Annotated in this window: 23 protein-coding genes; 10 read left to right on the forward strand and 13 right to left on the reverse strand. The window is 63.9% G+C overall.

What is annotated here, in order from left to right:
* The first annotated feature begins 67 nt into the window (after positions 1-67).
* The 4 genes from ABIE32_RS02905 (at position 68) to ABIE32_RS02920 (ending at position 3,739) form a co-directional block, all read left to right on the forward strand.
* The gene (locus ABIE32_RS02905) at positions 68-1,042 is read left to right on the forward strand and encodes a Bug family tripartite tricarboxylate transporter substrate binding protein (RefSeq protein WP_429013774.1); all 975 of its coding nucleotides are present in this window, start codon (positions 68-70) and stop codon (positions 1,040-1,042) included.
* 82 nt (positions 1,043-1,124) lie between these two features.
* Entirely contained in the window at positions 1,125-1,520 is a 396-nt protein-coding gene (locus ABIE32_RS02910; RefSeq protein WP_224153121.1) for a cupin domain-containing protein, read from the forward strand.
* Between the two features lie 16 nt (positions 1,521-1,536).
* Positions 1,537-2,712 carry an acyl-CoA dehydrogenase family protein gene (locus ABIE32_RS02915; protein ID WP_224153122.1) on the forward strand — a complete coding sequence of 392 codons (1,176 nt, stop codon included), beginning with the start codon at positions 1,537-1,539 and terminating at the stop codon, positions 2,710-2,712.
* A 112-nt stretch (positions 2,713-2,824) separates the two neighbouring features.
* Entirely contained in the window at positions 2,825-3,739 is a 915-nt protein-coding gene (locus ABIE32_RS02920; RefSeq protein WP_429013777.1) for a LysR family transcriptional regulator, read from the forward strand.
* Between the two features lie 34 nt (positions 3,740-3,773).
* Here ABIE32_RS02920 and ABIE32_RS02925 read toward each other — a convergent pair whose 3' ends face one another.
* On the reverse strand, positions 3,774-5,810 hold the full coding sequence (locus ABIE32_RS02925) for a site-specific DNA-methyltransferase (RefSeq protein ID WP_429013780.1): 2,037 nt from the start codon (positions 5,808-5,810) through the stop codon (positions 3,774-3,776).
* 141 nt (positions 5,811-5,951) lie between these two features.
* Here ABIE32_RS02925 and ABIE32_RS02930 point away from each other — a divergent pair, with 141 nt between their 5' ends.
* Positions 5,952-6,422, forward strand: a complete 471-nt coding sequence (locus tag ABIE32_RS02930) for a transcriptional regulator (protein WP_224153125.1) — start codon at positions 5,952-5,954, stop codon at positions 6,420-6,422.
* Here the strand turns inward: ABIE32_RS02930 and ABIE32_RS02935 are convergent.
* From ABIE32_RS02935 to ABIE32_RS02945, 3 genes are all read right to left on the reverse strand, one after another.
* Positions 6,400-7,149: a sulfite exporter TauE/SafE family protein gene (locus ABIE32_RS02935; RefSeq protein ID WP_429013784.1), complete on the reverse strand. Its 750-nt coding sequence runs from the start codon at positions 7,147-7,149 to the stop codon at positions 6,400-6,402. The genes ABIE32_RS02930 and ABIE32_RS02935 overlap by 23 nt on opposite strands.
* 309 nt (positions 7,150-7,458) lie before the next feature.
* Complete coding sequence (gene ybeY / locus ABIE32_RS02940) at positions 7,459-7,917, reverse strand: rRNA maturation RNase YbeY (RefSeq protein WP_224153127.1); 459 nt, start codon at positions 7,915-7,917, stop codon at positions 7,459-7,461.
* Positions 7,918-7,985: 68 nt separating this feature from the next.
* Positions 7,986-8,945 (reverse strand): PhoH family protein, encoded by a 960-nt coding sequence (locus ABIE32_RS02945; RefSeq protein ID WP_224153201.1) that lies wholly within the window; start codon positions 8,943-8,945, stop codon positions 7,986-7,988.
* Positions 8,946-9,102: 157 nt separating this feature from the next.
* On the opposite strand from ABIE32_RS02945, the gene ruvA reads away from it, so the two are divergent.
* The 4 genes from ruvA (at position 9,103) to ruvB (ending at position 14,421) form a co-directional block, all read left to right on the forward strand.
* Positions 9,103-9,675: a Holliday junction branch migration protein RuvA gene (ruvA, locus tag ABIE32_RS02950; RefSeq protein WP_377779603.1), complete on the forward strand. Its 573-nt coding sequence runs from the start codon at positions 9,103-9,105 to the stop codon at positions 9,673-9,675.
* Between the two features lie 77 nt (positions 9,676-9,752).
* Positions 9,753-11,237: a trypsin-like serine peptidase gene (locus tag ABIE32_RS02955; protein ID WP_429013788.1), complete on the forward strand. Its 1,485-nt coding sequence runs from the start codon at positions 9,753-9,755 to the stop codon at positions 11,235-11,237.
* A 211-nt stretch (positions 11,238-11,448) separates the two neighbouring features.
* On the forward strand, positions 11,449-13,314 hold the full coding sequence (locus tag ABIE32_RS02960; RefSeq protein WP_429013791.1) for a trypsin-like peptidase domain-containing protein: 1,866 nt from the start codon (positions 11,449-11,451) through the stop codon (positions 13,312-13,314).
* Between the two features lie 27 nt (positions 13,315-13,341).
* Positions 13,342-14,421: a Holliday junction branch migration DNA helicase RuvB gene (ruvB, locus tag ABIE32_RS02965; protein ID WP_224153131.1), complete on the forward strand. Its 1,080-nt coding sequence runs from the start codon at positions 13,342-13,344 to the stop codon at positions 14,419-14,421.
* Positions 14,422-14,492: 71 nt separating this feature from the next.
* Here the strand turns inward: ruvB and ABIE32_RS02970 are convergent, their stop codons facing one another.
* From ABIE32_RS02970 to ABIE32_RS03000, 7 genes are all read right to left on the reverse strand, one after another.
* A complete protein-coding gene (locus ABIE32_RS02970) occupies positions 14,493-15,455 on the reverse strand; it encodes a LysR family transcriptional regulator (protein ID WP_429013794.1) in 963 nt (320 codons plus the stop codon).
* An 85-nt stretch (positions 15,456-15,540) separates the two neighbouring features.
* Entirely contained in the window at positions 15,541-15,729 is a 189-nt protein-coding gene (locus ABIE32_RS02975; RefSeq protein ID WP_224153133.1) for a hypothetical protein, read from the reverse strand.
* A 45-nt stretch (positions 15,730-15,774) separates the two neighbouring features.
* Positions 15,775-16,416, reverse strand: a complete 642-nt coding sequence (locus ABIE32_RS02980; protein ID WP_429013797.1) for a histidine phosphatase family protein — start codon at positions 16,414-16,416, stop codon at positions 15,775-15,777.
* A gap of 4 nt (positions 16,417-16,420) precedes the next feature.
* Positions 16,421-17,098 (reverse strand): DUF4136 domain-containing protein, encoded by a 678-nt coding sequence (locus ABIE32_RS02985; protein ID WP_429013800.1) that lies wholly within the window; start codon positions 17,096-17,098, stop codon positions 16,421-16,423.
* Positions 17,099-17,283: 185 nt separating this feature from the next.
* A complete protein-coding gene (gene ttcA, locus ABIE32_RS02990) occupies positions 17,284-18,282 on the reverse strand; it encodes a tRNA 2-thiocytidine(32) synthetase TtcA (protein ID WP_224153136.1) in 999 nt (332 codons plus the stop codon).
* A gap of 4 nt (positions 18,283-18,286) precedes the next feature.
* A complete protein-coding gene (locus ABIE32_RS02995; protein ID WP_224153137.1) occupies positions 18,287-18,661 on the reverse strand; it encodes a dihydroneopterin aldolase in 375 nt (124 codons plus the stop codon).
* A 28-nt stretch (positions 18,662-18,689) separates the two neighbouring features.
* Positions 18,690-19,466, reverse strand: a complete 777-nt coding sequence (locus ABIE32_RS03000; protein ID WP_429013803.1) for an SDR family oxidoreductase — start codon at positions 19,464-19,466, stop codon at positions 18,690-18,692.
* Between the two features lie 33 nt (positions 19,467-19,499).
* On the opposite strand from ABIE32_RS03000, the gene ABIE32_RS03005 reads away from it, so the two are divergent.
* The gene (locus tag ABIE32_RS03005) at positions 19,500-20,618 is read left to right on the forward strand and encodes a class I SAM-dependent methyltransferase (RefSeq protein ID WP_429013806.1); all 1,119 of its coding nucleotides are present in this window, start codon (positions 19,500-19,502) and stop codon (positions 20,616-20,618) included.
* A 14-nt stretch (positions 20,619-20,632) separates the two neighbouring features.
* On the opposite strand, the gene ABIE32_RS03010 is transcribed toward ABIE32_RS03005, so the two are convergent.
* Both ABIE32_RS03010 and ABIE32_RS03015 read right to left on the reverse strand, forming a co-directional pair.
* Positions 20,633-21,553 (reverse strand): hypothetical protein, encoded by a 921-nt coding sequence (locus ABIE32_RS03010; RefSeq protein WP_429013809.1) that lies wholly within the window; start codon positions 21,551-21,553, stop codon positions 20,633-20,635.
* 217 nt (positions 21,554-21,770) lie between these two features.
* Positions 21,771-22,709 (reverse strand): hypothetical protein, encoded by a 939-nt coding sequence (locus tag ABIE32_RS03015; RefSeq protein WP_429013811.1) that lies wholly within the window; start codon positions 22,707-22,709, stop codon positions 21,771-21,773.
* Positions 22,710-23,018: the final 309 nt, after the last annotated feature.

The raw sequence follows: 23,018 nt of genomic DNA on the forward strand, positions 1-23,018 counted from the left end.
TCGTCAAACCTTGCACCATCGATAAAGCCCACAGAGGCTCAAGCACAACTGCACAGGAGACAACACGATGCAACGACGCCAGACAATGGTATGGGCAGCCGCCGCGCTGGCTGCGGCTATGGCTGCGCCGGTGAGCCGCGCCCAGGGGAGCTACCCGAGTGCTCCGATCACGATGATCGTGCCGTTCGCGGCAGGCAGCGGCACCGACGCGGTGGCGCGCGCCGTGGGGCAGAAGCTCGGCGAGCGGCTGGGGCAGCCGGTGATTGTGGACAACCGCGCGGGCGCGAATGCGCAGATTGCCGTGGCGGCGGTGCTCAAGGCCAAGCCGGATGGGCAGACCCTGTTCATGACCACCAACACCTCGCATTCGGCCAATCCCTGGCTGGTCAAGAACCTCAAGTACGACCCGATCAAGGACTTCACGCCCATCGCCCGTGTGGGCGAGCTGCCGTTCGCGCTGGCGGTGAATGTGGATTCGCCCATCAAGTCGGTGCAGGAGCTGATCGACTACGCCAAGGCCCATCCGGGCAAGATTTCGTACGCCACGCCCAACAGCACCTCGCTCGTGGCGTCCGAGACGCTGCGCTTTCTGACCAAGACCGACATCGTGGGCGTGCCATACAAATCAAGCCCGCAGGCGCTGACTGACCTGATGGGCAACCAGGTGCAGATGTATGTGGTGGATCTGGGCTCGGGCGGCAGCATGCTCAAGGCGGGCAAGGTGCGCGCGCTGGGCGTGACGGCGGCCAAGGGCTCGTCGCAGTTGCCGGGCGTGCCACCCGTCGGCAAAACATTGCCGGGTTTTGACATCACTTCGTGGAACGGCATCTTTGCGCCTGCGGGCACGCCGCCCGCCGTGGTGAACAAGATCAACACCGAGCTGCAGGCCGTGCTGGCCGACCCCGAGGTGCAGAAGCAGCTGGCGGTGATCGGCTTCGAGGTCTGGCCCACCAAGACGCCGCAGGAGTTCGCCACCTATGTGGCCGACCAGTTGCAGTACTGGGGCAAGCTGGTCAAGCAGGCAGACATTCCTGCACAGTGAATTTTGAATGAAAACAGCCCTTGGCGCTTTCCCATCAGGCGCCATTAGCTATTGATTTTGTAGTAATTCGGTTGTCCTCACCATGGTTTCCAAATACCTGATCCGCGCCGCCGATGTGCCGGCGTACAGCCCGGCCAACCACACCGGCACCTTCAACCGCCGCCTCGTCAGCAGCGCCAATGTGGGCGCGCAGCACATGGAGGTGGTGCTGGGCGAAATCGCCAAGGGGGGCGGTGCGCTGCCGCATGCCCACCCGGGCATGGAGCAGGCCTGCTACCTGCTCGAGGGTACGGCGCATGTCGAGGTCGAGGGCGAATCGTTCGAGATGGTGCCGGGCGATACCTGCTTTTTTCCGGCAGACGCCATGCACATCTTCCAGACCACCAGCGACACGCCCGCGAAGCTGCTGGTGATCTACAGCCCACCCTATGGCGAAAACCCGGCGCGCGTCCGTCGCCCGGAAGGCTCCGGCCACTGATATTGAGGAACACACCATGGATTTCGCACTGACCGAAGAGCAGCAGCAGATCGTCGATGCCATCGAAAAAGTCTGCGCACCGTTTGATGCCGATTACTGGCATGCGCGCGATGACGACGGCGAGTTTCCCGAGGCCTTCTACCGTGCGCTGGCCGATGCGGGCTGGCTGGGCATTGCCATGCCCGAGGAGTTTGGCGGCGCGGGTTTGGGCATCACTGAGGCGGCGCTGATGATGCACACCATCTCTGCCACGGGCGCGGGCCTCTCGGGAGCCTCTGCTGTGCACATGAACATTTTTGGCCTGCACCCGGTTGTGGTGTACGGCACGCAGGAGCAGAAGGCGCGCATGCTGCCGCCGCTGATCGCGGGCAAGGACAAGGCCTGCTTTGGCGTGACCGAGCCGAACACCGGCCTCAACACGCTCAAGCTCAAGACCCGCGCCGTGCGCGGCACGGACAGCGAAGGCGATCACTACCTGGTGCACGGCCAGAAGGTGTTCATCTCCACTGCGCAGGAGGCGAGCAAGATCTTGCTGCTGGCGCGCACCAAGCCGGTGGAGGAATGCAAGGGCACCGAAGGCCTGTCGCTGTTCTACACCGACTTTGACCGCAGCAAGATCGAAGTGCACGAGATTCCCAAAATGGGCCGCAAGTGCGTGGACACGAACCAGCTCTTCATCGACGGCCTGCGCATTCCGGTGGAAGACCGCATTGGAGAGGAGGGCCGAGGCTTTGAGTACATCCTGCACGGCATGAACCCCGAGCGCATCCTGATTGCCTGCGAAGCCATCGGCCTGGGCCGCGCTGCGCTCTCGCGCGCTGCCAAGTACGCCGGTGAGCGCGAGGTGTTCAACCGCCCCATCGGCAAGAACCAGGGCATTCAGCACCCGCTGGCCGAGCGCTGGATCGAGCTGGAAGCCGCCTTCTTGCTCGCCATGAAGGCCGCCTGGCTGTACGACCAGCACAAGCCTTGCGGCGCCGAGGCCAATGCGGCCAAGTACTTGGGGGCAGAGGCGGGTTTTCGTGCCTGCGAGACGGCGATCTTCACGCACGGCGGCATGGGCTACGCCAAGGAATTCCATGTGGAGCGCTACATGCGCGAGAGCTGGATTCCGCGCCTCGCGCCAGTGAGCCCGCAGCTCATCCTGTGCTTCATTGCCGAGAAGGTGCTGGGCCTGCCCAAGTCGTATTGATGGATCAATGACGGGTACGCCGGGCGAGGCGGTCACGATGCATTCGCGCGCCGCAGGGCCTTCAACCCGGCGAAAACCGGCGGGGCAGCACAGGCTGGGGCATGATACGCAGATGAAAACCCATCTGCTGCGTTACTTTGTGGTGCTGGCCGAAGAGCTGCATTTTGGCCGCGCCGCCGAGCGCCTGGCCATCACACAGCCGCCGCTGTCGGTCGCCATCAAATCGCTGGAGGAAGACCTGGGCGTGCGCCTGCTGGAGCGCGACGCCAAGCAGGTGCGGCTGACCGATGCGGGGGCGGCTTTCCTGATCGAGGCGCGCCTGGTGCTGGGGCAGATACAGCGCGCCGCCGATGTGGCGCGCAATGTGGCGCAGGGCAAGCAGGGGCAGCTGGCCATCGGCGTGACCGGCTCGATGATTTACCGCGACCTGCCGCGCGTGATGCAGACCTTTGGCGCCCAGCGCCCCGATATCGACATCACCTTGCACGAAATGTCCACCACCGAGCAGCAGGCAGCCATTGCGCGCGGCCAGCTGCAGGGTGGCTTCGTCAACATCATCACGCCCGCGCCGGGGCTGGCGCTGTGGCCTCTCGCCCCCGACACCCTGGTGTGCTGCCTGCCCGAGGCGCACCCCCAGGCGCAGCAGGCCAGCATTGACCTGCGCAGCCTCGCGCATGAGCGCTTTGTGATGTTTGTGCGCGAGGTCAGCCCTGCCAACTACGACAATGTCATCGCCTGCCTGCACAACGCAGGCATTCATCCCCGCACCAGCCATGCGGTGCGCCAGTGGCTCACGGTAATTGCCCTGGTGGCCATCGGCCAGGGCGTGGCGCTGGTGCCTTCGTGCCTGCAGCGCGCGGGCATGGCTGGCGTGCGTTTTGTGCCGCTGCAAAGCAGCAACAGCCTGGCCGCGCATACGGCAGGGGCCTTTGTGTGGCATCCGCAGGCGGTATCGGCGCCGCTGCAGGCGTTCATCGATGTGGTGCGCGGGCCTGTTGCAAAAGAGCAGGCGCCCTCAGCGCAGTAGCGGAGGTTGCTGCATTGCAGCAGCCGTGCAAGGCTCAGTGCGGCGCGCCCAGGATGGTGATGACTTCTGCTTCGAATCCCAAGACGTCCACCGCTCGCACACATACCACGCGCGGCGGGGCATGTGCAGGTACGGTCAATATGGCTTGTGCGCTCACGCGCAGCGCATCACTGCCGTTGGCAATGCGGGCCACATGGGCGGTATTGCCCCGGTAGTCGTGCCAGGCGGGCCGGAAGACCCGTCCGTCATAGCTGGGGTCGACGGCCCAATACTCGATCAAGGCCAACGGCTCGGCACGGGCCACGGCCTGGAGCTTGGCGCGGTTGGTGCCTTGCAGGGGGATGGCGTCTGGCGAGAGCAGTGCATAGTCTTTCAGGCGCACGGACAGAATGTCGTGCACGCCCTGCGGCTGGCATTGCACGGGGTGCAATGTCAGGTGTGCCAGTGACGAGAACCGCACTTGGCCGCGCAACCTGTCTACGCCGCCCTTCCTGTGTAGGCAGTCGAGCAGATCGGGCGGAATGGCCAGCACTTCGAGACGGCTGTCATGGAGCGCGGTGATCGTCTGGCTGATTGAGGGCTCGAAATTCCAGCCCAGCACCACCACCCGGTCCCAGCGGCCCCATCGGTTCCAACTGCCGGGCAGGTGATCTCGCAAGAACTGGGCCATGTGCAATGTGGCAGCGCAGGTTGTCCTGTCGGGGCTGTCGGCCAGCACCAAGGTTTTGCCACCTTGCGCGCCCGAAGTGACGCGGCGCGCGACCTGCCCCAGCGGGTACTGCGGGTGCAGGCCCGGCGGCAACGGGGTCGCGCCATACAGCGACAGCACCATCTGCGAGAGTTCGTCCACGCAGAAATCGCGCTTGCCAAAATGGGCCCGGGCGGCTTCCTCCGGGTAGCTGGCGATGGTCTGGCAGGCAAATGGTTCAGCACCCTGGCACATCAGGCGCTTGCGGGTGACCATGCACGCGGGCTTGCCGATATCAATGCTGATCCAACGGCGCCCCAGCTTTTGCGCGACGGCGGCGGTGGTGCCCGAGCCGCCGAATCCGTCAAGGACGAGGGCGCCTTCGGCAGAGGAGGCCTGGATGATCCGCTCCAGCAGTTTGGCGGGTTTCTGGGTGGCGTAGTGAACGCTTTCGCTCGCGCGCGAGGCGGTGGAGGTGCTGATGTCCGTCCAGAGGTTGCCAATCACCTCGCTGGCTTCGTCCAGGTAGTACTTCTTGTACCGGCTGCCTGACGGTGTTTCATGGATCAGGCCTTGCGCATGCATGCTTTGGATGGTTGCCTCGCAGTAGTTGCCCAGTGTCACCAGCTTGAATCTGCGGCCGGTGGCCGCTTCCACCTTGTTGTAGGCGGCCTCCTGCTGGCTGTTCAGCGCCCGCCGCAGCTGGTTGAAGGTGTGGCGACCGCTCTTGCTGTACAGGTAGATGCCGTCGGTGACGCTGTCGAACTTGCGCTGGTGCTCTGGCCCCATTCTCCCGACGGTGGCCGCGCGGTGCCAGATGTTTTCATTGAGGAAGGCGTCCTTGCCAAAGACTTCGTCCATCACGATCTTGACGTAGTGCCCCACATGCCAGTCCAGGTGCACGTAGATCGAGCCGGTGTCGGCCAGCAACTCGCGCATCAGAATCAAGCGCGGCGTGATCATGGCAAGGTAGGCGGCCGTGCCTTCGCTCCAGGTGTCCGAGAAGGCCAGTTGCTCGATGACGGTGGGGCGGTGTTCCTGTTCAATGCCGGGCAAGGTGGCCCTGGTGCGGTAGTCGGCCTTGCTGTCAAAAGGCGGGTCGGTGTAGATCAGGTCGACCTTGCCGCGCAGGCTGGGTGTCTCCTCGTCGCCTGCGAGCAGCGCCGCCATGGCCAGCAGGTTGTCGCCATGGATCAGGCGGTTCATCCATCGCGGGCTGGGTGGGCGGGCGTCCGCGCAGGCGCCTTTGCCATCTGGCAGCACCACTTCGCGCGTCTGGAGGCGAACGCGCTCACAGGTGTCCAGGCTTTCAAGGATGCGCTGCGCTTGCCTGCGTCCCTGGGCGATGATGTTCGGAAGCTGTTCGATGAGTGACTGGGGCATGGGGACTGGGCGGCACCTTGCTTGCATCCGAGTGGGGATTCGAATGACCGAGAGCACGCGATCTATCGATTAAAGTGATAATTCAATATATTTATTAACAAGAAGTTGAATCTGAATTCTACAGAACTTTAATTTCAGGGGATGGATAACAAGCTTGAATTTGCCCAACGGCTGCGCGATGCCATGCAGGCGGCAGGGTTGGAGCCGAGGCCCGGTGTGCTGTTGACCTTGTTCAACACCCACTACTGGGGCCGCTCCGTCACGTTTCAGGCGGTGTCGCGGTGGCTCAAGGGCGAATCAATCCCCGCGCAGGACAAGCTGGTGGTGTTGGCGAGCCTGCTCAAGATCGAGCCGGAAGTGTTGCGTTTTGGGGAAGAGGTACGCCGCTCGGCGCAGGAATACCGGCAGCGCTGGGATGTGGGCGTTGGCTATCTGGAGCGCGAGGCTTTTGATGCATTCCTGCAGTTGCCACCGCCGCAGCGCAAGGTGGTGCGCGAGGTGATTCTCACGTTCGCCAAGGTGCACGGCAATGCAGAGGTGATGGCCGCCGAGCCTTCGCCTGCCTATGAAGTGGCGGCGGACGCCGCTGTCAGAAAAAAAGCGCAGCCATGACGAGGCCGGTGGCCACGATGCCGCCCCGCAGCCATGAGGGCGGAATCTTGCGTGCCACGCGCGCGCCCAGGTAACCGCCCAGGGTGGCCGCCACCATCATGATCAGCGCCTGCTTCCACTGCACCACGCCGCCTGCGGCATAGATGGCGACGGCAATGGCGGTCAGGAGGGCGGAGACCAGATTCTTGGTGCCGTTCATGGCATGCAGGTTGGTCTGGCCCAGCAGGCCGAGCAAGGCCAGCAGCAGAATGCCCAGGCCGCCATTGAAGTAGCCCCCGTAGATGGAGACAGCCAGCATGCCCAGCCCGGCCTTCATCGCCGACGGCGTACCCGCGCCTCCGCCATTGCGGCGCGAAGCCCAGGCGCGCAGCTGCGGGCCAAAGGCGAACATGGCCGTGGCAGCCAGCAGCAGCCAGGGCACGATCTTGCGGAAGGTGGCGTCGGGGGTGAACAACAGCAGCGCCGCGCCCAGCGCTCCCCCCACCAGCGCCAGTACGACCACGGCCTTCATGGACAGGCCGGGCGGCGATGCCATGTCATCCTTGAAGCCCCAGGCACCTGCCGCATAGCCCGGCAGCAGTGCAACCGTGCCGGTGGCATTGGCCACCACAGGGGGCACGCCGGTGAACACGAGTGCCGGCAAGGTGAGAAAGCTGCCGCCACCGGCGACGGCATTGAGCGCGCCAGCCACAAAGGCGGCGGCCAGCAGGATTGCGATATCGGCCATGGGGGAGTCTCCTGTTGTAGAGGCTGCGCAGGGGCCTTGTGCCACGTGCCTGGCAGGCACCTGCCGTGCGCAGCGGGCCGCTTCCCAGCGCCGTCTTGCGGAACGACGGCGGAGGGTGCAGGCTGTTTTAGGAGGATTCTAGGTGCGAATGCTGCGTTGCAACCATTGGATTGGTCGCGCAAAAGTCATTACTGCTTACTGGTACCCGGGCTGAATGCTGCAAGGCACAGGCCTGTTTTTGCTACAGAATCAGGAGTTGATGCGCTTGACAGGCATGTGCTGTAGGCCAGATTTTTCTATTTTCTATTTTTATTTCTTGTAGGGGTCTTCAAACCCCAGCTCCTGCATGATGGCGGTTTCGTAGTCTTCCATCTCCTGGGCGTCCTGCTCGCTGGTTTCGTGGTCCCAGCCCTGGGCGTGCAGGGTGCCGTGCACCAGCAGGTGGGCGTAGTGCTCCTCAAGCGTCTTGTTCTGCTCCTGGGCTTCGCGCGCGACCACCGGGGCGCACAGCACCAGGTCGGCCAGCACGATGGGTTCCTGCTGGTAGTCGAAGGTCAGCACATTGGTGGCGTAGTCCTTCTTGCGGTATTCGCGGTTGAGTGCCTGGCCTTCTTCCGCATCCACGATGCGCACGGTGATTTCGGCGTCATCGGCCAGCGCGTGGCGGATCCAGCGCGTGACCTGGCTGCGCCCCAGCGCGGCGCGGTGCTCGGCCACGCCGTCAAAGCGGGCAAATTGCAGGGAGAGGGTGAGTTGGTTCAATGCCATGGTTTTTGAATGTTTTTGGCGGCTGGCGCAGGTGGGTTCTGCGCTACCAGCTATTGATTTGTGAGTTCTCAGTCTCTGCGGCTGTGCGCGCGCGCCGGGCGGCTTTGCTTGTCGTAGGCGTCCACGATGCGGGCCACCAGTGGGTGGCGCACCACGTCGGCGCTGGTAAAGCGGGTCACCGCAATGCCTTTGACGCGCTTGAGCACTTGTTCGGCATCGATCAGGCCGCTCATCTGGCCCTTGGGCAGGTCGATCTGGCTCACATCGCCCGTCACCACGGCCTTGGCGCCAAAGCCGATGCGGGTGAGGAACATTTTCATCTGCTCGGGCGTGGTGTTCTGCGCCTCGTCCAGGATGATGAAGGAGTTGTTGAGGGTGCGCCCGCGCATGAAGGCGAGTGGCGCAATCTCGATGGCGTTGCGCTCAAAGGCCTTTTGCACCTTGTCGTAACCCATCAGGTCGTACAGGGCGTCGTACAGCGGGCGCAGGTAGGGATCGACCTTCTGCGACAGGTCGCCGGGCAGAAAGCCCAGGCGTTCGCCCGCCTCGACAGCGGGGCGCGTGAGCACGATGCGCTGCACGTTGCTGCGCTCAAGCGCATCGACCGCGCAGGCCACGGCGAGGTAGGTTTTGCCGGTGCCGGCAGGGCCGATGCCGAAGGTGATGTCGTGCGCGGCGATGTTTTCCAGGTAGATATTCTGGTTGGGGGTGCGCGCGCGCAGGTCGGCGCGGCGGGTATTGAGCACCATGGCGCCTTCGGGCGCGGTCATCAGCTCGGCGTCGCCCGCGAGCATCAGCTGGATATGGTCTTCGCTGATCGGGCCATCCGCCATCTCGTACAAGGCCTGCAGCAGCTCCAGCGCTTCATTCGCAGCGGCCTTGGGGCCGTCGATCTTGAACTGCTCGTGGCGGTGCGCAATCTTCACGGCCAGATGGGTTTCGATCTGGCGCAGATGGGCGTCGGCCGGGCCGCACAGGTTGGACAGGCGGTTGTTGTCGTGGGGCGTAAAGGTGTGGCGCAGGATCACGCGGTGGGTTCCATCCAAAAATCAGTATGCTTGTGCCTTGGCACAAAACAGGCGCAACTCAGGCAGACCAGAATGCACGCAGCGCATTGTCCGTTGTCATCAGGCAGCCGTCCTGCCGGAGCCTGGTTTGCATGAGCCGTAACAAGGAAAGATACGAATGATAGGCCGATTGAGCGGAACCCTGGTGGAAAAGAACCCCCCCGAAGTGATGGTGGATTGCAACGGCGTGGGCTACGAGGTGCAGGTGCCCATGAGCACCTTCTACAACCTGCCTGCTGTGGGCGAGAAGGTGGTGCTGCTGACCCAGTTCATCGTGCGCGAGGATGCGCAGCTGCTCTACGGCTTTGGTACGGCGCAGGAGCGCCAGACTTTCCGCGAGCTGATCAAGATATCGGGCGTGGGCCCGCGCACGGCGCTCTCCATCCTGAGCGGCCTGGGGGTGAATGACCTCGCGCAGGCTGTGTCGCTGCAAGAGGCCGGGCGCCTGGTGAAGGTGCCGGGCATCGGCAAGAAGACCGCCGAGCGTCTGCTGCTGGAGCTCAAGGGCAAGCTGGGCGCAGACATTGGCGCCAAGGCGGTGGCGGTGAACGACGCGCAGGCTGATATCCTGCAGGCGCTGATCGCGCTGGGTTACAGTGACAAGGATGCGGCAGCCGCGCTCAAGGTGTTGCCGGCCGACATCGGCGTGGCAGAGGGTATCAAGCAGGCGCTCAAGGCGCTGGCAAAATGACCGCGGCAGCGGCGCGCGGGCCTGCGGGTTCGGCACAGGTTTCCTTTGATATGGCAACAACGAGAGGTAGCAAGACCATGAACAATTCCAAGCACGCAATGCGTGGCCTGGCGTGGGCCTGCGGCATTGCCGCAGTGATGGCCGTCGCAGGGTGCGGCGGCGGCTCCAGCGACGACGACAATGGTGGTAATCCGACAACACCCACCAGCCCCACTGCCTTCGTGCTGGATTCGATCGTGCTGCCGGGCTCCAAGGCCCAGGCCCAGGCCGAAACCCAGGTGCAACCCCTGGGCGTGACGCTGCGCAGCACGCGCATCGCGCTGCCGCAGCTCGACACCACCAAGTCCGAGCAGGCGGGGCTGGGCCAGCCTGCCATGCAGATCGGCGTGCCGCGCGCGGTGGCGCAGACCACATCGGTTGCCAAGACCCAGGCGGCGCTGCAATGGCAGCCGTTGCCGGACGGGCGCACCGCAGCTGCCGTGCATATTGCTTCAGAAGGCGCGTATGGCCTGCGCATGGGCGTGCTGGTCGACAGCCTGCCCGATGCCGCGCAACTGCGCATCTACAGCGACGAGCACCCTGATGCCGTGGTGCAGGTGAGCGGCGCCTCCGTCAATGCATTGCTGGCGCAGAACCGCAAGGCGGGCGAAGGCGGCCAGGCAGCAAGCACCTGGTGGACCCCCGATGTAGGCGCAGGCAATGCCACGCTGGAAGTCGTGCTGCCTGCGGGCACGGCTGCCGAGGCGGTGCGCATCGCGATCCCTTCGGTCTCGCACATCTACCAGAACCTGTCCCTGCCGACCGAGGCGGAACTGGCTGATGTGACCAAGGCGCAGCAAGCCGGTGCCTGCAATCTGGATGCCAGCTGCACCAGCAATTACCAGCTGGAGCGCAATGCCGTGGCGCGCATGGTCTACGTCGCCGCCGATGGCATTTCATATCTGTGCACCGGCACGCTGGTCAACAACACCAAGAAGGATTTCACCCCGTATTTCCTGACGGCGAACCACTGCATCTCGACGCAGACCTCGGCATCAACGCTGCAGACCAGCTGGTTCTACCGTTCGAGCAGCTGCAATTCGGGCATTCCGGGCACCTTTGCCAGCCGCAACGGTGGCGCCACCTTGCTGTATGCCACGGCCAGCACGGATTCGTCCTTCCTCAAGCTCAATGACACGCCACCTGCTGGCGTGACGCTGGCGGGCTGGGATGCGCGCAACACCGCCAAGGAAGGCACCGCCATCTACGGCCTGCACCACCCCATGGGCGATCTGCTGAAGTACAGCGTGGGCGCCATCAATGGCTACACGAACTGCGTCTCGACTGGTGGCATCAACGTGTCGTGCCCTGCAGGCGATACACAGAGCAATTTCTACTCTGTACGCTGGAGCCAAGGGGTGACCCAAGGCGGTAGCAGTGGCTCGGGCCTGTTCAGCGATGGCCGCGTCATCGGCACCCTGTATGGCGGCTCCAGCGCGTGCACTGCACTCAATGGCACGGACAACTATGGCCGCTTCGACAAGGTCTTCAACAGCAAGATCTGGAGCTGGCTGGCAGGCTGAGAGCCGCCGTCACCCGCAAGGTATTGATGTCTGAAGGGGCCTGCTCGCAGGTCCCTTTTTCTTTGCCTGGGCGGCGCATTGTTTCTTGTGTTTCAAAGTGAGGGCTTGCCATTATCTTGACTTGTGTCTAGATTGGGGTCTATGGGCGGGTTGGCTCCGATAGCGGAGGGGTGGAGCTGGCGTCGCTGCGAGCACTGAAAAGGAGTCCGCTATGTCCTTTTGCACAGTGTTTTCGAGCCTGCGTCGCTGCGGGCCGCTTGCGGCGTTGTGGCTGTTGGGCATGGCCTGGTCGGCCCAGGCCGGTTTGCAGGTGGATGCGCTTCGCATGGAGCCGCAGATTGGCGCCAGTCTGGCCAGACAGGCTGCCACCCTCACCGCCCGCGAGGTGACCCTGGTCGAGATGCCTCCCTGGCAGGCAGGCAAGGCCGAACCTCGGGAGGCCGCTGGTGCAGACCAGATCGGCGTGGGGCGGCCGCTTGCCAGCCTGCAGACGCCCGGGCTAACGCGCAATCTGCTGGTATGGCATCGCCTGCCCAATGGCGGCCGGGCTGCAGCGTTGCAGTGGGCGCCCGATGGCGCATTCGGCCTGCGGCTGGGGCTGGTGCTGACCGCATTGCCCGAGGCGGCGGTCTTCCGCATGTATGCGTCGGTGCAGGCTGCGGCCAGCTATGAAGTGACCGGCGCAGCGCTGCTGGAGAGGCTGCCGCCCGATCCGGCCACCGGCTCGCGCACCTGGTGGACGCCGGATCTGGGGCCGACGCCGGTGCTGGAGATCCTGCTGCCGGCCACGGTGGCCGACGAGCAGCTGGCGCTGGCGGTTCCGTGGGTGTCGCAGATGGTGGTGCCCCCCACGCCCCTGCCGCAAGCGGAGTCTGCCAAGCGGCTCTCCAATGGCTGCCAGCAGGATGTGAATTGCCAGGCCACCTTGCTGGACCAGCGGGACGCGGTGATCCGCATGGTGTATGTGAACGGCACCAACACCTTTCAGTGCACCGGTACCCTGGTCAATAACCTCAAGCAGGACCAAACGCCTTATGTGCTGACCGCAGCGCACTGTGCGAGGGACCAAGCCATGGCGTCCACGCTGCAGACCATGTGGTTCTATTACTCGCAGTCCTGCAACAGTGAGAATCCGTCAACCAGCTATACCGAGCGCTATGGCGGCGCGCGCTGGCTGGCGACCAGCTTTGCCAACGACATGACGTTGCTGCAGCTCAATGATGCCCCGCCCCCCGGGGCCTTGTTCGCAGGCTGGGATGCGTCTGCCGTTCCCCTGGGCACGGCAGCCGCAGGGCTCCACCATCCGCACGGCGATCTGCTGATGATTACCAAAGGGCGGATTCAGGAGTTGGCGTCCTGCTACATCGACTACACCGCTGCGCGCCCGCCGCTCAGCTGCGCCCCGCAGGCGGTGAGCGATGGCGGGTTCTACCGCGTGGCCGTGGACAGCGGCGGCATAGAAGGGGGAAGCAGTGGATCGGCCCTGTTCGTCGATGGCCGCGTGGTGGGCACCTTGACGGGGGGCGACAACTGGTGCCCCGCCAAGGGCGTGGTGTTCGGTCGCCTGGACCAGGCCGTTGTCGGCAGCTTCTCGCCATGGCTGGGCACCTTTGCCGCGCTGGACAGCAGCATGGCGGCGCCGGTCTACCGCTTCCATATTCCGAGGTCTGGCGCGGATTTCTATACGATCTCCGCCGAGGAGCGCGATGCGGTGATTGCCGGGCTGCCGGACGCACTTCACTACACGGGGATCGCGTTCTACGCATCTGCCCAGCAGCGTCCCCGGATGCTGGCGGTGTACCGCTATTTCAATCCCGAGGTGGTGGCCCATTTCTACACGACCAGCGAGGCCGAGAGACAGTTCGTGCGGCAATACCACCCGTCATGGCAGGAAGATGGCATTGCCTGGTGGGTCCCCGAGCAGGGCGGCGATGGCGCGGTGCCGGTCTACCGCTCCTACCAGTACAGCACCGGTGCCCACCACTATGCGCTCGATCCTGCAGCGCGCGATGCCTGGCTGGGCAATCCGGACCTTTTGTACGACGGACTGGCTTATTATGTGTGGGCTGCGCCGTGACCGGATCGCGGCGCACGCTGCTGACACATGACCATCCACACCGATTCTTTCGACACTTCTTTCACCAAACAGCCTGACAGCCGGGTGATCTCTGCGAGCCCGACCTCATCACAGGAAGAAGCGCTGGAGCGCGCGCTGCGTCCCAAGCTGCTGGACGAGTACGTGGGCCAGGCCAAGGCACGCGAGCAGCTGGAGATCTTCATCGGTGCGGCCAAGAAGCGCAGCGAGGCGCTGGACCATGTGCTGCTGTTTGGTCCGCCCGGTCTCGGAAAGACCACCCTGTCGCACATCATCGCGGCAGAACTCGGTGTCAATCTGCGCCAGACCAGCGGCCCGGTGCTGGAAAAGCCCAAGGACCTGGCGGCGCTGCTCACCAATCTGGAGCGCAATGATGTGCTCTTCATCGACGAGATTCACCGCCTCTCTCCAGTGGTGGAGGAAATTCTCTACCCCGCGCTGGAGGATTACCAGATCGACATCATGATCGGCGAAGGCCCGGCGGCCCGCTCGATCAAGCTCGATCTGCAGCCTTTCACCCTGGTGGGGGCCACCACGCGCGCCGGCATGCTCACCAATCCGCTGCGCGACCGCTTTGGCATCGTGGCCCGGCTGGAGTTCTACACGACGGCCGAGCTGACAAAGATCGTGATGCGCAGTGCCGGCTTGCTGAACACGCCGATTGACGATGAAGGCGGGCAGGAGATTGCGCGGCGCTCGCGCGGCACCCCGCGCATTGCCAACCGGCTGCTGCGCCGGGTGCGCGATTACGCCGATGTCAAAGGCAATGGACGCATCACGCAGGACATGGCCAACCGTGCGCTCGCCATGCTGGATGTGGACCCACTGGGCTTCGACATCATGGACCGCAAGCTGCTGGAGGCGGTGGTTCACCGCTTCGACGGAGGGCCCGTGGGGCTGGACAATATCGCGGCGAGCATTGGCGAGGAGCCCGGCACGATCGAGGATGTGATCGAGCCTTACCTGATCCAGCAAGGCTTTCTGCAGCGCACGCCGCGTGGCCGCATCGCCACGCAGGCCGCCTACCGCCACCTGGGTTTGGCCGGGGGAGATGCGCCAGGGCAGGGCGGCCAAGGCTCGCTGGTGTAGGCCCGGCGGGCTGCACCTTCATCGGCCAGAAGGGGTGAACGCAGCGCTGCGGCGCTCACCGCAGCCCGTGTTCAGAGGCCGTGGCCCCGCTTGCTGGTCTTGGGGCTGGGCACGCTGCTGCCCATGTTGCTGCACAGGTAATCCCAGCATTGCTGCACCACCGGGCGGCGGTTGCCATGGGCGCTGCGCGTCATCAGGCAGATGCGGCGCGACAGCAGGGGCGCCTTCAGCGGCATGGTGACCAGGTCGTTGTCGACATGGCACTGGGTGTAGAGCCGCGAAATCAGGCCGATGCGCAGGCCGCTGCGTACCAGGGCGTACAGCGATTCGGTGTAGGTCAGGGTTTCGGTGTGGCTGATGCCCACGCCCTGCTGCTCCAGCACCGACACGATCATTTCATAGGTGCTGCCGCGCGAGAGGATGACGAGCGGCTCGTCGTTCAGATCCGTCCAGCGCAGCTCAGGCATCTTGGCCAGGCGGTGGCTGGCGGGCATCACAGCCATCACTTCGTCTTCGGTAACGAACTGGGTATCCACGGTGGAGGGCACGGTGAATTCCAGGCCCAGACCGATGTCGGAGCCCCCATTGGCCACCGAGTGCAGCAAATCCTCGTTGCGCAGATCCTGCAACTGCAGGTCAACCATCGGATTTTCCTTTTGCCAGATGGCCAGCCATGGGGCGAGCAGATGGATGGCCGACGGAATGCAGCTGACGCGTACCGTGTCGGCCTGGTACTTGAGCAACTGCTGCAGATCCTGCACGCCCTGCACGAAGTTGTTGATCATCCACTCCACCTGCGGGCGCACGGCCTCGCCTGCGGGTGTCATCCGCACATGGTGGGTACTGCGGTCGAACAAAGGTGTTCCCAGCAGGTTCTCCAGCTCCCGGATCGCCGACGACAACGCGGGCTGGCTCATGGAGAGCGCTTGCGCGGCACGGCTGAAGCTGCGGTGATTGGCCACCTCCTTGAAGCAGCTCAACTGGCGCAGCGAGGGCGTTGGTGCAGATTTGCGAGGCGGTTCAGCGTCGGTCATAAAAGCCAGATCGGTTCAGTACGACAAGCAGGCATGCTGCGGCATGGTGGCACTGGGCGCCTCCAGGTGCAAGCAGCATGTTTTGTCAAAAGTAATCGAGTGTTATTCCTGCGTTCAATTGCAAATATACATCGATTTTCATATCGCCATTGGAGATAAATTGCGGTAATTCCATCGGAATCTCTTCTTGAATCGCAAATGATGCTGATGTGCACAAAAGCAATGGTTGGGCGCACCCCTCATTGAAAATTGTTAATACTTGCTTCGCCGCCATCCGTTTCTGCAAAAGGGCCCACCCCGACCGCATCATCCGGCTGCATCACCCGGCCAGTTCGTCCAGACCGGTCTGCTGCAGGTGGCTGGTGTCTCCCCAGCCCACCAGGGCGAGGCCGCTGTCGGGGGTCCAGAGCAGGCGGTTGATGCTGGTGTTGGCCAGCTCCCAGGTGCGGGGAGCCTGCAGGCCCTGGTGTGTGGACAGGCGGTACAAGGTGTCGAGTACCCCGCCATGGGCCACGATGGCAATCTGCTGGCCCAGGTGCTGCCGGGCCAGTGCGTCGACGGCATGGGCTACGCGTGCCTGCATATCCTGCAGGGATTCCCCACTGGGCGGTGCAAAGGCTGGATCGCGTTTGCGCCAGCGCAGTGCAGCATCGGGGTCGGAGACTTCGATATCGGCAAAGCGCTGGCCTTCATAGCTGCCAAAGCAGCGTTCGCGCAGGCGTGCGTCGATGGTCAGCGGGGCGCCGTTGGCATCTGCCAGGGCCTGCGCCGTGGCGAGCGCACGCTGCAGATCGCTGCTGTAGATGTGGTGCAGCGGCTCGTCGGCCAGGGCAGCCGCCATCTGCAGGGCCTGCCTGCGGCCCGTGCCGTTGAGTGCGATGTCGGTGTGGCCCTGGATGCGGGCGCCGAGGTTCCAGTCGGTTTCGCCGTGGCGAATGGCAATGATCCGGGTGGCGTTCATGTCGTCAGGGTTTCACTACCGCTGGTGCGGCGTTGCCTGCAGGGGGCGCTCCCACGGTGGCGGTCACCTTGCGCACGCCAGTGGGCGGCTTGGGAAAGCCATTGAGTGCAGAGTCGAACAGGATGCGGTAGATCACCTTGTCGTCCACCCACACGTCTTCGTAGCGGGCCGAGGTTTCGTACACCACCTGCTGCGTCTGGAAATCGCGCAAGGTCAGTTGCACGGCGCGGTAGTGCAGCGAGGGGCCGGTGTCGCGCCACATCATGCCGCCGCGCCAGCCAAACCCGGCACCCCAGCCAAAGCCGCCGTAGGGGCCATAGGGTGCATAGGGGCTGCCGGGCAGCAGCCAGCTGTCAGGAATGTAACGCGCCTCGGCGGCAATCTGGGCCACCAGGGTGCCCTGGGCATCATCGCGCTGCAGGCCTACGCCTGCGAGCGAGGTTTGCGCCTGCTGCACCACGTTGTCAAAGGCGGCGCCCTGCGCCTGCTGCGATGGCAGGAGCTGCAGGCGGTAGGTGGGGGGCTTGGGCAACTCGGCCAGTGTGGAATAGCTCTGCACTTCGCTTTCCACATTGCGCACGCTGGCGCAACCGGTCAGCCACAGGGCCGAGAGCAGCAATGTGCAGGCAAGCACACTGCGATGCAGGCTGCCGGTCTGGCCGCCTGGTAGGGATAGGTTCATATCGCCTCCTTCAAAACGCGATCCTGGAGATTCTCCGCCGGTATGCCAACCTCCGGGGCCCCCGCGCCCGGCACCAAAAGCAAATGCGCCGGCCCCAGAGGGCGCAGCGCATGCACAAGGACGCGGTACAAGGCGCAGCATCTGTCAGTCCGGGGAGAGCGTGGATGCTGCAAGGCCATGGTGCGTCAGCCCAGCTGGATCACCTGCATGCCGCCGGGCAGGCTGGGGGCGGCGGGCAATTCGTCGTGGTCAAACGCCTTGTCGCCGTTTTCATCGGCCACGCCCGTGGGTTTGGCATTCTGAAAGTCGTACAGCTTGGTATCGGCCAGATGGGTGGGGATGACGTGCTGCAGTGCGCGGAACATGTTGTTCACGCGGCCAGGGTGCTTTCTGTCCCATTCGCGCAGCATGTCGCCAATCATCTGGCGCTGCAGGTTTTCCTGGCTGCCGCACAGGTTGCAGGGGATGATCGGGAAATCGCGGTACTGCGCCCAGCGCTCGGTGTCTTTTTCGGGCACATAGGCAAGCGGGCGGATCACCACATGCTTGCCGTCGTCGCTCACGAGCTTGGGGGGCATGGCTTTCATGATGCCGCCGTGGAACATGTTGAGCATCAAGGTCTGCACGATGTCGTCGCGGTGGTGGCCCAGGGCCACCTTGTTGCAGCCCAGCTGGTCGGCCACCTTGTACAGGATGGCGCGGCGCAGGCGCGAGCACAGGCCGCAGGTGGTCTTGCCCTCGGGCACCACGCGCTTGACGACGCTGTAGGTGTCCTGGTTCTCGATGTGGAAATCGACGCCCACGCTTTTCAGGTACTCGGGCAGCACATGCTCGGGAAAGCCGGGCTGCTTCTGGTCGAGGTTGACGGCCACGATGTCGAACTTGATCGGTGCGCGGGCGCGCAGCTTCATCAGGATGTCGAGCAGGGTGTAGCTGTCCTTGCCGCCGGACATGCAGACCATCACCTTGTCGCCGTCCTCGATCATGTTGTAGTCGCCAATGGCGCGGGCCACTTCGCGGCACAGGCGCTTTTCCAGCTTGTGGTTCTCGCGCTGGATCTTCAGGCGCTTTTCGTTCGAGACGGCATCGCCCGCCTGGCCTTCGGCCTGGTCGGCCTCGTCGTCAAAATTCCAGCCCTGGCTGGCGGCAGCTTGCAGTTGTGCGGTGTCAGTGGGTGCGTTCATGGGGTCACCATTGTCCGGTTTCGGTGCGAATTGCAACTTCGCAATCGTCAAAAATCTCCAGCTTGGCAATCTTGATGCGCACGCCGCGCACATTGGGCAGCAGCATCAGGCGCTGCGCCAGCTTGCCAATCAGGGTCTCCAGCAGGTTCACGTGTTCGGCCGTGCATTCGTCGATGATGATCTGGCGCACCTTGCGGTAGTCCAGCACATGCATGATGTCGTCGTCGCTGGGGGCCAGCGGCTGCTGGCCCAGGTTCAGCTCGGCATCGACCTGGATGGGCTGGGGGTCTACCTTCTCGTGCGCGAGGATGCCCAGATTGGCATCAAAGCGCAGGCCGGTCAGCGTCAGGGTTTGCAACCCGGTGTCAAATGTTGTCATAAAAGCAGACGTTGTGGCGTTGTTGCCGTCACATCATCGAAAAATCGCGGTCAAACCGCATCAGGTGCTGGCCGCCGTCCACCAGCAAGGTGGTGCCGGTGATCGACCGGTTCTCCAGCGCAAAACGCACGGTGGCTGCCACGTCGTCCGGGGTGGACGAGCGGCCCAGCGGGCTCATGCGGTGCAGGGCCTCGAACTTGTCGTCCGTCAGGTAATCGCTGGTCAGGGTCAGGCCCGGGGCCACGCCCACCACACGCAGCAGCGGCGCGAGCGCCTGCGCGAGCAGGGTGCCTGCTGCCTCCAGCGCGGCCTTGCTGAGCGTGTAGCTGACGAAGTCAGGGTTCATGTTCCACAGCTTCTGGTCGAGCAGGTTCACCACCACGCCTTGCGCATTGCCGCCGCGCTGGGCGATGTGCTGGTGCAGCACCTGGGCCAGCACCAGCGGCGCGCCCGTGTTGCTGCGCATGTGGCGCTCCAGTGCGGCGTAGCCAAAATCTGCGGCGGTATCGTGCTCGAAGAGCGAGGCGCTGTTGACCACGGCATCGACCGGCCCGAGTTCATCCACCACCCGGGGCAGCAGTGCGCGCACGGCCGATTCCTCCTCAAAATCTGCATCAAAGTAGCCGCTGGCGCCCGACAGATCTGCGCAAGCAGCTGCAGTTTCGATAGCATCTGCCTTCGATCCCCGGTAGTGCACGGCCACCTGCCAGCCGTGGGCTGCCAGATCGAGCGCAATGGCCCGCCCCAGGCGCTTGGCAGCGCCGGTGACCAGTACGGTGCGTGGGGTCGAAGAAGGCAAAGACATGGCAGGCACTGTGTGAACAGCGACAATACAGGGGTGAATACAGAACCCTCTAGTTTAACGATTGTGCTCGCCAAACGCGTGGCTGAGGCTATTGCCCAGGCTGGCGGCTGGCTGGCTTTTGATGAATTCATGCGCATGGCGCTGTACGAGCCGGGCCTGGGCTACTACGCCAACACGCGCAGCAAATTCGGTGTGATGCCCGAGGAGGGCAGCGACTTCGTCACCGCGCCCGAGCTCTCGCCCGTGTTTGGCGAGCTGGTGGCCGCGCAGGTGCACGATGCCTTTGCCCATACCCAGACGAGCGAGGTATGGGAGTTTGGCGCAGGCACCGGTGCGCTCGCCGAGCAGATCCTGTCTGCGCTGGGCGATGCCTGCACGGGCTACACCATTGTTGATCTGTCGGGCAGCCTGCGCGCGCGCCAGCAGGAGCGGCTGGCCCGTTTTGGCGACAAGGTGCGCTGGGCCAGTGAGTTGCCTGCGCAACTGCAAGGCGTGGTGGTGGGCAACGAGGTGCTCGATGCCATGCCTGTCAAGCTGCTGCTGCGCCGCCAGGGCGTGTGGCTGGAGCGCGGCGTGGTGGTGGCGGCGCAGGAGGGCGACGCCATCAGCTTCGGCTGGGCCGAGCGCCCCACCGTGCTGCGTCCGCCCGTGGAGCCCGATCTGCCCGCCGGTGCCGACTACTTGACCGAAATCCACCCCCAGGCCGAAGCCTTTGTCGCCACCCTGGGCGACCGCATGACGCGCGGCGCGGCCATCTTCATCGACTATGGCTTTGGCGAGAGCGAGTACTACCACCCGCAGCGCCACATGGGCACGCTGGTCTGCCACCATCTGCACCAGGTGGACAGCGATCCGCTCGCCTTGATCGGCCTCAAGGACCTCACGGCCCACGTCAACTTCACCGGCGTTGCCGTGGCAGCGCAGGATGCGGGCTTTGACGTGCTGGGCTACACCAGCCAGGCGCATTTCCTCATCAACTGCGGGTTGGCCGCCAAGATGGAGACGCTCGACGTCATCGCCCGCAGCAAGGCCGCCAAGCTGATGCTGGAGCACGAGATGGGCGAGTTCTTCAAGGCCATCATGCTGGCCAAGGGCGTGCCATTCTGGGACGCCGCAGGCTTTGTGCAGGGCGACCGGATGCACAGGTTGTAAACAGGCAACAAGCGCTAGCTGCAGTATTTGGCAAGTGCTGCCGGGGCGTAGTCGGCTGGGCGCAATTTCCTGGCGTCATCTCCCGCTATCCTGGCTATTTCTGCCTGCAGCACGAAATCGCATTGCAGCGGGTGGTTTGCCAGAGGCCCGTCTCCCCAGCTGACGCGGGCAGGCCACCGCTTGTCTGCCAGGGCCATGTAGTGGTCGCCAATGGCTTGGGCATATTGGGGCAGCTTTTTGCTGGTATCCAGCAGCGTCCTGCTGGTTCTTGGGTTTCTCAGATACTGAGCGTTGATTTTCATCAATTGCGATCCCAGCTCGGGCTGGGCCTGTGTCACCGCCTGAATGACGGTGGGGAGAACACCCGCCTGACGCAGCCCTTGTACGACCAGAATGATGGGTATCGCTGTCGGAGTGCCTGTGCGGGCATCCACGTTCCAGTCCGGTTCCGACCAATGGCTCAAAAGACGCTCTGCGCGCATGCTCTGGAGTGCAGATGAGGCTTCAGGCGCTGCAAGCCAGTTGCTCCAGCGCTGGCGCTCCTGAGAGGAAAGCTCTCTCCAGACCTGATCCGTGGCTTCGAGCCAGGTTTGTACGAATACCCGTTGAAAAACCGGCAGCGTGTGGATTTGCCGGCAGTCTTGCATCAGCGCCGCCTGGAAATCGGGCTCCCATTCCAGCTCGGCAAGTGGCCGCTGCCCCAGCTTGCAGCGAGACAGGACGGCCGCGCGCTGTGCCTGCTCGGCCAGCAGCAGCCAAAGCCGTGCCACTTGCATGTCGTCCCCCAGACCTCGATAAAGTACTTCCCGCAGCGGGGATTCACTGGCTTTGAGTGGTGCCTTGGCATGCAGCGAAGACCCTGCAACGGCGCTGAGTGTGGCAACCAACATCTGGCGGCGGGAGGTGATCGACAAGGACTGGACTGAGGGCGACATGGCAGGGAATCAGTGATCAAGAAGATTTGATTATTTACGCCAAGATCAATAGGTTGTTGTTATGGGTCATGAAGACGACGGCAGGGCAGATGGGGCAGGTTCTTCCAGGCCTGCTGGCCAAGGGCGTGCCATTCTGGGACGCCGCAGGTTTTGTGCAGGGCGACCGGATGCACCGGCTCTGAGAACATCAACACGTTCCGAGCCCGGGCGGAGGGCGTTATCCCAATCTGCTGCAGTAGCGTCCCAGCGTGGTGGGCACAAAATCGGCGGACAGCATGGGCGCGGCCACGACGCCGCGCGTCACAAAACTGCACTGGGCAGGCACCATGCCCAGCGGGCCTTGCAGCCAGTCGATGCGCTGGGGCCACTGCTGGTTGGCGGTTTGCGCCAAGCCCTGGGTGATGACCGGAGCCAGTTGCTGCAATGCCGATGCCAGCGGGTGCAGCCAGCGGCGGTCATCCACCGTCAGCTGGCGCCCGGGGTGCAATTGCAGCCAGGCCTGGGCGACGCTGGCATCGAGCTGGCGGATCACCTCGGTGACGGCATGGTGCATGCCCAACTGGCGCAGCGCATGGGCAGCCACCAGCATCGGGGCTGCCACCACCATGCCGCTTCTCGGGTCGATCGGCCAGTTGGGCTGGCCCCAGGAGAGGGTGATTTCCTCGGCACGCAGGCTGTTGAAGACAGGCGCGGCCAGGTCGGAGTTGAGCCACATCGTCCAGCGGGCCTGCAAGGTGGCGTCGAGTGTGTTCCAGGCGGCCTCTGCAGCCAGACCCCAGGGCTGTACATAGCTTTGCTGGATGGCTGGCAGCAGATGGAACTGCCGGGCATCCTGGTCGATGCTGACCTGAAACAGGGTTTCCCACTCCATATCCGCCAGCCGCTGCTGTCCGAGGGCGCAACCCATGGTATGGGCTGCGCGCTGTACGTGCGTGGCCACCGTCCACCACAGCAGGGCCACCTGCGTGTTGTCGCCCAGGCTGCGCTGCATGGTCTTGAACCACGGATTGGCAAACAGGCGCTCCTGCGCGGCCCCCACCTGTCCAGCCCCCAGGCCCGCCCCGGCGGTCAGCAAGGCGCCCGCAGCCATCTGGCGGACAAACTGGCGCCGACTCTGGGCCGTGGATGGAGGCGAAGATGGGGTGAAATTCGTCATAACACACGCATTCATGGAGGAATGAAATGCATTATGTCGTTATGAGTGGCAATTAACCTGTCTTTTTGACGAAAATTGGTAAGCATTCGCTGGCTGCCGGTGCAGAGCCCTGACATACCGCGCCAGCGCCGCACGCGGAGCAGGCGAGGCGGGCGTCTGGTGCCGTACAGAATGGCTCATTGCGCACCGGCAGCCTCCAGTATGGCTGCCCAACATGAAAGGGCGATGACGAGGCAGGCAGGGGTACGGCCGCATTCTGCAAAATTTGCATAAAGATAGCCATTTTTATTCGTTTTGCTTTTATGGAGT

Origin of the sequence: Comamonas sp. 4034, from assembly GCF_050434545.1 — a bacterium.
GTDB classification, from domain to species: Bacteria; Pseudomonadota; Gammaproteobacteria; order Burkholderiales; family Burkholderiaceae_C; genus Comamonas; species Comamonas odontotermitis.